Genomic DNA, 9782 nt, shown 5'->3' on the forward strand with positions numbered 1-9782 from the left:
TACTTCAGACCTTCCCTAAACATCAAGTACTCACTATGACAGTTAACATCCGCTACAGATATTCTCACGATACCGCGATTCTGGTAACCCTCGTTCGCAACTTCTAAACATAGTGCGGCAGTTGTTGCCTGACCTGATCGACGACCCCTTTGACGACATCACCCGGCTAGAGCACTCGAAAGAGCCCCTCACGCAGCACGTGTATCGGCGCGTTAGGGACGCTGTAAATCAGACCAAATGAAGCACGTACGCGGAAATGATCCATATCTCAGGCAATAAAAAACCCGTAGCTAAATCAGCTACGGGTCTTTATTTGTATGGCGGAGAGATAGGGATTCGAACCCTAGGTACCGGTGAAGGTACAACGGATTTCGAATCCGTCCCATTCGGCCACTCTGGCATCTCTCCAACGGCGCGCATCATAACAGTATCAGCGCAGAAGGCGAAGCCCTTCTGCTGTTTTTTTTCGTGCTATCAAGCGCTTGCGTGTTTTTTCCGCTTATAGCGGCACGCCCAGACGGCTTGCGACTTCTTCGTAAGCTTCGATGACGTCGCCCAGACCCTGGCGGAAGCGGTCCTTGTCCATTTTCTTGCGAGTGTCCTTGTCCCAGAGGCGGCAGCCGTCCGGGCTGAATTCGTCGCCGAGGACGATTTCACCGTGGAATACGCCGAATTCGAGTTTGAAGTCGACCAGCAGCAGGCCAGCGTCGTCAAACAGCTTGGTCAGGACTTCGTTGACCTTGATCGACAACTCTTTCATGCGAACCAGTTGCTCGGCAGTGCCCCAGCCGAATGCCACAACGTGGGATTCGTTGATGAACGGGTCGCCCTTGGCGTCGTCCTTGAGGAACAGTTCGAAGGTATACGGATTGAGCCTGGTACCCTCTTCGATGCCCAGACGTTTGACCAGGCTGCCGGCAGCATAGTTACGCACGACGCACTCGACCGGGATCATGTCGAGCTTCTTGACCAGGCACTCGTTGTCGCCCAGCAGCTTGTCGAATTGGGTCGGAACGCCCGCTTCTTCAAGCTTTTGCATGATGAAGGCGTTGAACTTGTTGTTCACCATGCCTTTACGGTCCAGTTGTTCGATGCGCTTGCCGTCGAACGCCGAAGTGTCGTTACGGAACAGCAGGATCAAGCGGTCAGCGTCGTCGGTCTTGTAAACCGATTTGGCTTTGCCGCGGTAGAGTTCTTCACGTTTTTCCATGATGGGCTCCGCTTGCTAAGTAGTTGGGCTAGGCGATATGTCGCCAGTCGAGCCCTGAATCTTGATCGGCCAGTTGCAGCCAGTCCGGGTCGCACCCAAGGGTGTCGACAAAACATTGCCGGGCCAGATGCGGCAGGTTGTTCTTGCTGCTCAGATGCGCCAGCACCAGGTGCTGAAGGTCCTGCCATCCCAGCTCGCTCACCAGGCTGGCGGCCTGGTGATTGTTCAAATGACCTGTTTCACAGCCAACGCGCTGCTTGAGAAAGACCGGATACTGGCCTCGGGCAAGCATGTCGCGACAGTGATTGGCCTCGATCATCAAGGCATCCAGGCCTTGATAACGCTGCAATACGTTAGAGCAGTAAGAGCCGAGGTCGGTCAGCAGACCGAAGCGGCGCTTGCCGTCGTTGAAGACAAACTGCGTCGGTTCAAGCGCATCATGAGCGACAGACACCACATCGATGCCCAGCGCGCCAACCTGCAAGCTCTCTCCGCCCGCCAGCAAACCGGCAACTTCAACCGGTTTGCGCATACCGCGCAATGTGCCGCTGCTGAGGTAGACCGGCACATTGTAGCGCCGCGACAGCAAACCCACGCCATGCACATGATCGGCATGCTCATGGGTTACCAGAATCGCACTCAACTGGTTTGCAGCGACGCCCAGACGCGCCAGGCGCCGCTCGGTTTCCCGCAGGGAGAAACCGCAATCGACCAGTACGTACGTATCGTTGCTTGCGACCAGCGTGCCGTTGCCACGACTGCCGCTGCCGAGAACCGCGAAACGCACTTAACCCAGGTTGTCTTGAATAACGCTCAACACCCGACGCGCGATATCCGCAGGCGCAACGGTATTGATGTTCTTCTCGACGGTCACTTGAACGTTGTCACCCACCTTGCTCAGGCGAACCTGATAACGCTCGGCACAGGCATCGATCTCTTCCTTGCTCGACTTGCTGCCAAACAGGCGACCGAAGAAACCAGGCTCGTTTTCAGGCGTTTTGGCCTTTTCGGCAAGGTTGATGTAGTACAGACCCAGGCTGCGGTTGATGTCCTCGACGCGCCAGTCACCCTGATCCAGCGCGCGGCCGACACTCGACCACGCACGGTCGAGATCGGCACCGAGGTTCAATACCGGGTTGCCGCTACCGTCTTCGCTCAAGGCAACACGGCTCGGGGTGTCGTAGTCACGTGCCGCCAACAGGGAAATAGAACCGCCCTTCTCGGCGTTGCGGCCCATGCTGGCCAGCAGGTCGTCGGTCAGCGCGGCATCAAGCCCCAGGTTGGTGGTACGGGTCGGGAACGCCACATCGGCCGTGCTGCCGGCAGGACGCTCGACGCTCACCACATAGACTTCACTGGTATTGCGCTGCACGCCCGGTTCGATACGAACCCGCACGCGGGTTTCAGCGTCGGCTGAAACGCCAGCGGCGCTCAGGCGCTTGGCAACCGAGGCGGACAGTTCATCAAGACGCTGCCACGAGGAGCTGAATTCGCCAGTCTGCGGGCGCTCTTCAGCGATACGGAAACCATTGTCTTCAAAGTATTGATGAGCCACCGGCCAGACTTCGGCTGGCTGACGCTGAGCCAGAATCCAGCGCGCATCGCCGCTTTTCTGCAGGCTGAAATCGCTCGACTCGGAAGTCGTGCCCAGTGGCAGAGGACGAGGAACCGTGTATTCACCCTCTTTCTGGGTGCTGTCAGCCACATTGCGCGGGATCGGCAGCAACGGGTCCAGGCGCTTGACGCCGGACACATCGGCAGGCACCTGCATGGGTGGGGTCTGGGTAGCCTGGAGGTAATCGCTACCGCGATCACGGAAGTAACCATCTTCGCCCCAGAGCCAACCGCAACCGCTGGTGCTGGAGATAATAAGAGCAAGTGCGGAAAGTCCGGCCAATCGCTTCATTGCGTGATACTTCCTCAATTAAACCAGGACGCCGGACTGGCGCAGGGCCTGACGCAGCGGTTCGTGACAGGCTTCGCTGAGCCAGGTAAGCGGCAGACGGATACCGGCTGGCATCTTACCCATTTCATGCAAGGCCCACTTCACGGGGATAGGGTTGGATTCGATAAACAGGGTGTTGTTGAGCGGCATGAGCTTTTCGTGAATCGCCCGCGCCGTCTCGGCATCGCCACGCATGGCCGCTGCGCACAGATCGCTCATGAGGCGCGGTGCAACGTTGGCAGTGACGGAAATATTGCCCTTGCCGCCCAGCAGCATCAATTCGACTGCCGTAGCGTCGTCACCGGAGTACACCAGAAAATCACTGCTGACGCTGGCCAGAATGTCCTTGGCGCGCTGCAGGTTGCCGGTGGCTTCCTTGATGCCGATGATGTTTTTTACCGCAGACAGACGCGCAACAGTCTCTGGCAGCATGTCGCAGGCCGTACGGCCCGGCACGTTGTAGAGGATCTGCGGGATGTCTACGGCATTGGCGATGTGGCTGAAATGCTGGAACAGGCCTTCTTGCGTCGGCTTGTTGTAATAAGGCGTTACCAGCAGGCACGCATCGGCGCCAGCGGTCTTGGCGTTGGTGGTCAGCTCGACGGCTTCGCGCGTCGAGTTGGCGCCTGTACCGGCGATGACCGGAATACGTCCTGCAACCTGGGCAACCACACGGCGGATGACCTCGATGTGTTCGCTCACATCCAGCGTCGCCGATTCACCGGTGGTGCCGACGGCAACAATGGCGTTGGTGCCCTCTTGCAAGTGGAAGTCAACCAGTTTGCTCAGGCTGTCCCAGTCCAGACGACCTTGTGCATCCATTGGTGTGACCAGTGCCACCATACTGCCCGCAATCATGCAACCGCTCCTGCCGGAAAAAGAGAGCCGTAATGGTACTGGCGCTATCAGCCTTGTACAAGCGAAGTACCGCGCTCTGAGCATTCCCCTGAGCGATAGTTTTCGCTACCCTTCGTCCTTTGATCGGTACTGGTCACCTGCGCACCTCGCTCAATCGGTCGAATTTGTCGCCAGAAGCCCTGCCCCAGTGCACTCCAGCCCCGTCATGGTACTTCCATGCAAGGCAGGCGCTCCGGGACCCGGGAAGGTATCTCGCGCCATCGATTGTCGAAACAGCCCCGCAAGTCCGAAAAAGTACCGACCGCTCATCGTCTAGGAATGCTGCATGTCGTCCACCCCCACAGTTCGCGAACAATTCCTTGTCATCAGTGCCCTTGGCGCAAACCCCATGGAGCTGACCAACGTCCTGTGCCGTGCCAGCCATGAAAACCGCTGCTCGGTAGTCACCTCGCGCCTTACTCGCCACGGTGAGTGCAGTGCGCTGATTCTTCAGGTGTCAGGCAGTTGGGACGCTCTGGCGCGCCTTGAAACCGGCCTGGCGAGTCTCTCCAAGAAGCATGCGTTCACCACCAGCGTTGTACGCAGCGCTACCCTGGAGAACCGCCCGGAAGCCCTGCCCTACGTGGCTTACGTCAGCTCGGCGTACCGCCCGGACATCATCAATGAGCTGTGCCAGTTCTTCATTGACCACAACGTCGAGCTGGAAAATCTGATCTGTGACACGTATCAGGCTCCGCAGACCGGTGGCACCATGCTTAATGCCACATTCACGGTGACACTGCCTGCCGGGACCCAGATCAGCTGGCTGCGCGATCAATTCCTCGATTTCGCCGACGCGCTGAATCTCGACGCACTGATCGAACCCTGGCGCCCACAAGCCCCAATGTAAGGAGTTCCCATGACCGTCACAGTAGATCAACCGGTTCCCGACTTTCAGGCACCTGCGACCAGCGGACAGACCGTAGAGCTGTCCGCGCTCAAGGGTCAGCAGGTCGTGATTTATTTTTACCCGAAAGACAACACGCCCGGCTGCACCACGCAGGGTCAGGACTTTCGTGACCATATCGCGCAGTTTCAGGCGGCCAATACGGTTGTGCTCGGTGTTTCCCGAGACAGCCTGAAGACCCATGAAAACTTCAAGGCCAAGCAGTCTTTCCCGTTCGAGCTGATTTCGGACAAGGACGAAGCCGTCTGCCAGTTGTTCGACGTCATCAAGCTCAAGAAGCTGTATGGCAAGGAATACCTGGGCGTTGACCGCAGCACCTTCCTGATCGACAAGGAAGGCGTACTGCGTCAGGAATGGCGCGGCGTGAAAGTGCCGGGCCATGTGGCTGAAGTACTGGCGCAGGCCGAGGCCCTGAACAAAGGCTGATATTCCGATAAGCGTTGCGGCATGCAAGGTGCCGCAACGATCCAGACTTGCTGCTTAAAGCAGTGGTGCCACAGTGGGTTCATTACGCGGCCAGGCATCGAGGACGGCCTTGAACAACGTGGCCAGCGGAATCGCAAAGAAGATCCCCCAGAATCCCCACAGCCCGCCAAACAGCAGCACGGCGCAAATGATTGCAACCGGGTGCAGGTTGACGGCCTCGGAAAACAGCAACGGCACCAGAACGTTGCCATCCAGCGCCTGAATGATGCCGTGGGCAATCATCAGGTAGATGAACTGATCACCCCAGCCCCACTGGAACAATCCGATCAACGCCACCGGCACTGTGACCACCACCGCGCCAACGTAAGGTACGACCACAGATATGCCGACCAGCATCGCCAGCAGCGCTGCGTAGTTGAGCCCGAGCGCGGCGAACGCGATGTAGGTCACGCCACCACAGATGAAAATCTCTATGACCTTGCCGCGAATATAATTGGCAATCTGACGCTTCATCTCATCCGCCACCCGGTTGATCAACGCACGCTCGCGAGGCAGATAGCCGCGCGCCCAGCGGCCGATCATGTGCCGATCCTTCAGAAAGAAGAACACCAGAATCGGCACCAGAACCAGGTAGATCATCAGGTTGACCAGCAATGGCAGGCTGGAGATCGAGAAGGTCAGCGCCAACTGACCGATCTTGCCCACTTCACCACGGGCGACTTCGATCGCCAGCAACACTTGCTCGTCGGAAACCAGATGCGGGTAACGTTCGGGCAGCAACAGCAGTACAGACTGCCACTTGGCAAGCATGCCCGGTGCTTCGTTGAACAGCGTGATCAACTGGTGCCAGAGCAGTGGTACCAGCACCAGCAGGAACAGCAGCAGCACACCGATGAACAGCGTGAAGACCAGGCCGACTGCGGCCATTTCAGGCATGCGCAGGCGCTCCAGAACACTGACCAGCCCGTGCATCAGGAAGGCCAGCACCAACCCCGCAATGACCGGCGCGAGCATTCCGCCCAGGGTCAGGACAAGGGTAAACGCCAGAAACAGCAAGACCGCCAGTACCACCGCTTCCTCATCGGAGAAATAGCGCTGCACCCAATTGCGAAGCACATTGAACATCAAACATCCTTTTCAAAAAAAAAACGGCAGTGGTGGTTCAAGCCTTGCGCAGCCAATAAAGATAAGTGCCGGCGTCGACCTCTTCATGCAGCAACTCATGCCCGGAAAGTCTGGCAAAGGTTCGAAAATCCCGCTGCGATCCGGCGTCAGTCGCGATCACCTTCAGCACCGCGCCACTGGCCAGACGATTGAGTTCCATCTTGGCTTTCAGCAGAGGCAGCGGACAGTTGAGACCACTGGCATCCAGTTCGGCGTCGCACACCTTGGGGCGCACTACAGCGTCAGACATCGTTTCTCTCCAGGCGGACACATCGAATTACAAACCATGTCCGAAAAGGCATGGCGGATAAGGCGGCAAGAATACCTCACTCTGGTCAGCACGCCATTGAGCCAGCTACAGTACAGGTTCTTCTGACCAGAGCTTCGTGCATGAATTTTTTGCGTCCTACACTGCTCACCCTCGCTTGCCTGTTCGCTACGCATGGCATGGCTGATGACCTGCCTTCACTTGGCGACGCCAGCTCCTCGATTGTCTCCCCCGAACAGGAACACCGCCTGGGTCGAGCGTGGCTGGGATTGCTGCGTGGCCAGGTAGCCCAACTGTCAGACCCGCAACTCAAGGACTACGTCGAGACCTCGGTGTACCGCCTGGCCGAGACCAGCCAGGTTCAGGACCGGCGTCTTGAATTTATCCTGATCAACAGCCCGCAACTCAACGCCTTTGCCGCACCCGGCGGGATCATCGGTGTCAACGGCGGCCTGTTCCTCAACGCCCAGACCGAGGGCGAATACGCGTCGGTACTGGCTCACGAGCTGGCTCACTTGTCGCAACGCCACTTCGCCAGAGGCATGGAGGCCCAGCAGCGTATGCAGGTGCCGGTAATGGCCGCGATGCTGGCGGGTATTGTCATGGCTGCCGCAGGTGCCGGTGATGCCGGTATCGCAACCATCGCCGGCTCACAGGCGGCTGCAATCCAGGAGCAACGTCGCTTTTCGCGCCAGAACGAGCAGGAGGCCGACCGTATCGGCATTCTCAATCTGGAGAAGGCCGGCTATGACCCGCGCAACATGCCGACCATGTTCGAGCGTTTAATGCGTCAGTATCGGTTTGATGCAAGGCCACCGGAGTTTCTGCTGACTCACCCGGTGAGCGAATCGCGGATCGCCGACACACGCAACCGCGCCGAGCAGGCCAAGCCTGGCGGCAAGGAAGACAGTCTGCTGTATCAACTGATGCGTGCCCGCGTTGCGTTGATATACGAAGAAACACCAGGTATCGCCGCCAAGCGTTTTCGTGCGCAACTGGTTGAAAACCCGAAATCCGATCCGGCTCGCTATGGCCTGGCCATCGCGCAGATCAAGGGTGGGCAACTGAACGAAGCCAGAGAAACCCTCAAGCCATTACTCGAAAAAGCGCCAAACGACATCACCTACAATCTGACGCAGATCGACCTGGACATCACCAATAACCGCTTGGCCGATGCCCAGCAACGGGTCGATCGCATGCTGACGCTGTACCCCGGCAGCTACCCGCTCAATGACGTGCGCATTGACGTGCTGCTCAAGCAGAACCGCACCGCGGAAGCTGAAAAAAGCCTTGAAGCGCTGCTCAAGACCCGCCCGGATGATCCCGACATCTGGTACGTCGTGGCGGAAACCCGTGGCCTGAACGGCAACACCATCGGCCTGCATCAGGCGCGCGCCGAATATTTCGCACTGGTCGGCGATTTCCGTCAGGCAATCCAGCAACTGGACTTTGCCAAACGCCGTGCGGCCAACAACTTCCAGTTGGCGTCACGCATCGATGCACGGCAAAAGGATCTGATTGAACAAGAGCGGATGGTCAAGGACATGATGAACTGATGTCCGAATGAGAAAGCCCGACTNNNNACGCAAGCGTCGGGCTTTCTCATCCCCGCTGTCAGGCATTGCCCGCTTGTCGCAAGCGCGCCGCCTGAGTGAAGTCCAGCATGCGCTGCAACGGACGTACAGCGTTGGGGATCAGCGCCGGGTCAACGAATATCTCATTGCTACCCTCGCGCAGGCACTGCAGGGTGCGCTCAAGCGTATTCATCGCCATCCACGGACAATGTGCACAGCTTCGGCATGCAGCGCCATTACCGGCCGTAGGCGCCTCGATGAAGATCTTGTCCGGGCACAGCTGCTGCATCTTGTAGAAGATGCCCCGGTCGGTGGCCACAATAAACGTCTTGTTGGGCAAGCGCTGCGCGGCGGCAATCATCTGACTGGTGGAGCCGACCACGTCAGCCAGCTCGATCACTGCTTCCGGCGATTCCGGGTGAACCAGAATCGCAGCCTCGGGATACAAGGCTTTCATGTCTTCAAGCTGCTTGGATTTGAATTCTTCGTGGACAATGCAGGCACCGTCCCACAGCAACATATCGGCACCGGTTTCACGCTGGATATAGCGGCCCAGATGCTTGTCTGGAGCCCAGATGATTTTCTCGCCGTTGTCCATCAGGCTTTCGACGATCTCCAGCGCACAGCCAGAGGTCACTACCCAGTCCGCACGGGCTTTGACCGCTGCAGAGGTGTTGGCATACACCACCACGGTACGCTCCGGGTGCTGATCGCAGAACGCGGAAAACTCATCGACCGGACACCCTACGTCAAGCGAACAGGTGGCTTCGAGCGTTGGCATGAACACGCGTTTTTCCGGGTTGAGAATCTTCGCGGTTTCGCCCATGAAACGCACGCCTGCGACCAATACAGTACTGGCAGCGTGGTTATTGCTGAAGCGGGCCATTTCCAGAGAGTCGGCCACGCAACCGCCGGTTTCCTCGGCCAGGGCCTGAATGACCGGGTCGCAATAATAGTGAGCGACCAGCACGGCATCCTGCTTCTTGAGTTCGGCAGCAATGTCGGCTCGGTAACGCGCCTGCTCTGCCGGGCTCAGCGCTTTGGGCTGCTTCGCATCGAGATGAGCCTGCACCAGGAAACGTTCGGAGATCTGTGTCATGTTCGCGGGACCTGAAGGCGCTAGAGCGCGAAAGGCAAGTTTACACCCGAAATACAGGCAATAAAAAAGCCGGAAACCCTTATCAACCAAGGCCCTCCAGCTTTACGCATACATCGCCTGACAAAGGCTGCGCCATGTGCAATCAAGCATATGGCTGATATTCAGTAAATATCGGCCCGACTTCTGAAGGCGCGCCGATTCTAACGCCAAAAAACCGATTTACCAGAAGTTTCTGGCTTGCCCATAGCTGATGAGAATCGTTCTTGAAACCGTCTAGGTATCCTCTGAAAAA

At 58.0% G+C, this 9782-nt stretch carries 10 protein-coding genes and 1 tRNA gene; 3 read left to right on the plus strand and 8 right to left on the minus strand.

Going from position 1 to position 9782, the window contains the following annotated elements; translation table 11 throughout:
- Window positions 1-318 precede the first annotated feature (318 nt).
- The 5 genes from ALO64_RS10345 to dapA form a co-directional block, all read right to left on the minus strand.
- Window positions 319-408: transfer RNA gene (locus ALO64_RS10345), tRNA-Ser, on the minus strand.
- A 91-nt stretch (window positions 409-499) separates the two neighbouring features.
- Window positions 500-1210, minus strand: coding sequence for a phosphoribosylaminoimidazolesuccinocarboxamide synthase (gene purC, locus ALO64_RS10350; RefSeq protein ID WP_005732874.1), 711 nt, complete (start codon window positions 1208-1210; stop codon window positions 500-502).
- 28 nt (window positions 1211-1238) lie between these two features.
- Complete coding sequence (locus tag ALO64_RS10355) at window positions 1239-1997, minus strand: MBL fold metallo-hydrolase (protein WP_002552593.1); 759 nt, start codon at window positions 1995-1997, stop codon at window positions 1239-1241.
- Complete coding sequence (bamC, locus tag ALO64_RS10360; protein WP_044345198.1) at window positions 1998-3116, minus strand: outer membrane protein assembly factor BamC; 1119 nt, start codon at window positions 3114-3116, stop codon at window positions 1998-2000.
- An 18-nt stretch (window positions 3117-3134) separates the two neighbouring features.
- On the minus strand, window positions 3135-4013 hold the full coding sequence (gene dapA / locus ALO64_RS10365) for a 4-hydroxy-tetrahydrodipicolinate synthase (protein WP_044345199.1): 879 nt from the start codon (window positions 4011-4013) through the stop codon (window positions 3135-3137).
- A gap of 325 nt (window positions 4014-4338) precedes the next feature.
- Here dapA and ALO64_RS10370 point away from each other — a divergent pair, with 325 nt between their 5' ends.
- Entirely contained in the window at window positions 4339-4902 is a 564-nt protein-coding gene (locus ALO64_RS10370; protein WP_003368263.1) for a glycine cleavage system protein R, read from the plus strand.
- A gap of 9 nt (window positions 4903-4911) precedes the next feature.
- Window positions 4912-5385 carry a peroxiredoxin gene (locus tag ALO64_RS10375; RefSeq protein WP_002552589.1) on the plus strand — a complete coding sequence of 158 codons (474 nt, stop codon included), beginning with the start codon at window positions 4912-4914 and terminating at the stop codon, window positions 5383-5385.
- Window positions 5386-5439: 54 nt separating this feature from the next.
- Here ALO64_RS10375 and ALO64_RS10380 read toward each other — a convergent pair whose 3' ends face one another.
- Window positions 5440-6510: an AI-2E family transporter gene (locus ALO64_RS10380; RefSeq protein ID WP_004664275.1), complete on the minus strand. Its 1071-nt coding sequence runs from the start codon at window positions 6508-6510 to the stop codon at window positions 5440-5442.
- 37 nt (window positions 6511-6547) lie between these two features.
- Window positions 6548-6799, minus strand: coding sequence for a sulfurtransferase TusA family protein (locus ALO64_RS10385; RefSeq protein WP_005740980.1), 252 nt, complete (start codon window positions 6797-6799; stop codon window positions 6548-6550).
- Window positions 6800-6939: 140 nt separating this feature from the next.
- Between ALO64_RS10385 and ALO64_RS10390 the strand changes: the two genes are divergently transcribed.
- Window positions 6940-8373, plus strand: a complete 1434-nt coding sequence (locus ALO64_RS10390; protein ID WP_005732870.1) for a M48 family metalloprotease — start codon at window positions 6940-6942, stop codon at window positions 8371-8373.
- Window positions 8374-8431: 58 nt separating this feature from the next.
- On the opposite strand, the gene nadA is transcribed toward ALO64_RS10390, so the two are convergent.
- On the minus strand, window positions 8432-9490 hold the full coding sequence (gene nadA, locus ALO64_RS10395) for a quinolinate synthase NadA (protein WP_002552585.1): 1059 nt from the start codon (window positions 9488-9490) through the stop codon (window positions 8432-8434).
- Window positions 9491-9782: the final 292 nt, after the last annotated feature.

Source organism: Pseudomonas meliae (assembly GCF_001400515.1).
Lineage (GTDB): Bacteria > Pseudomonadota > Gammaproteobacteria > Pseudomonadales > Pseudomonadaceae > Aquipseudomonas > Aquipseudomonas amygdali.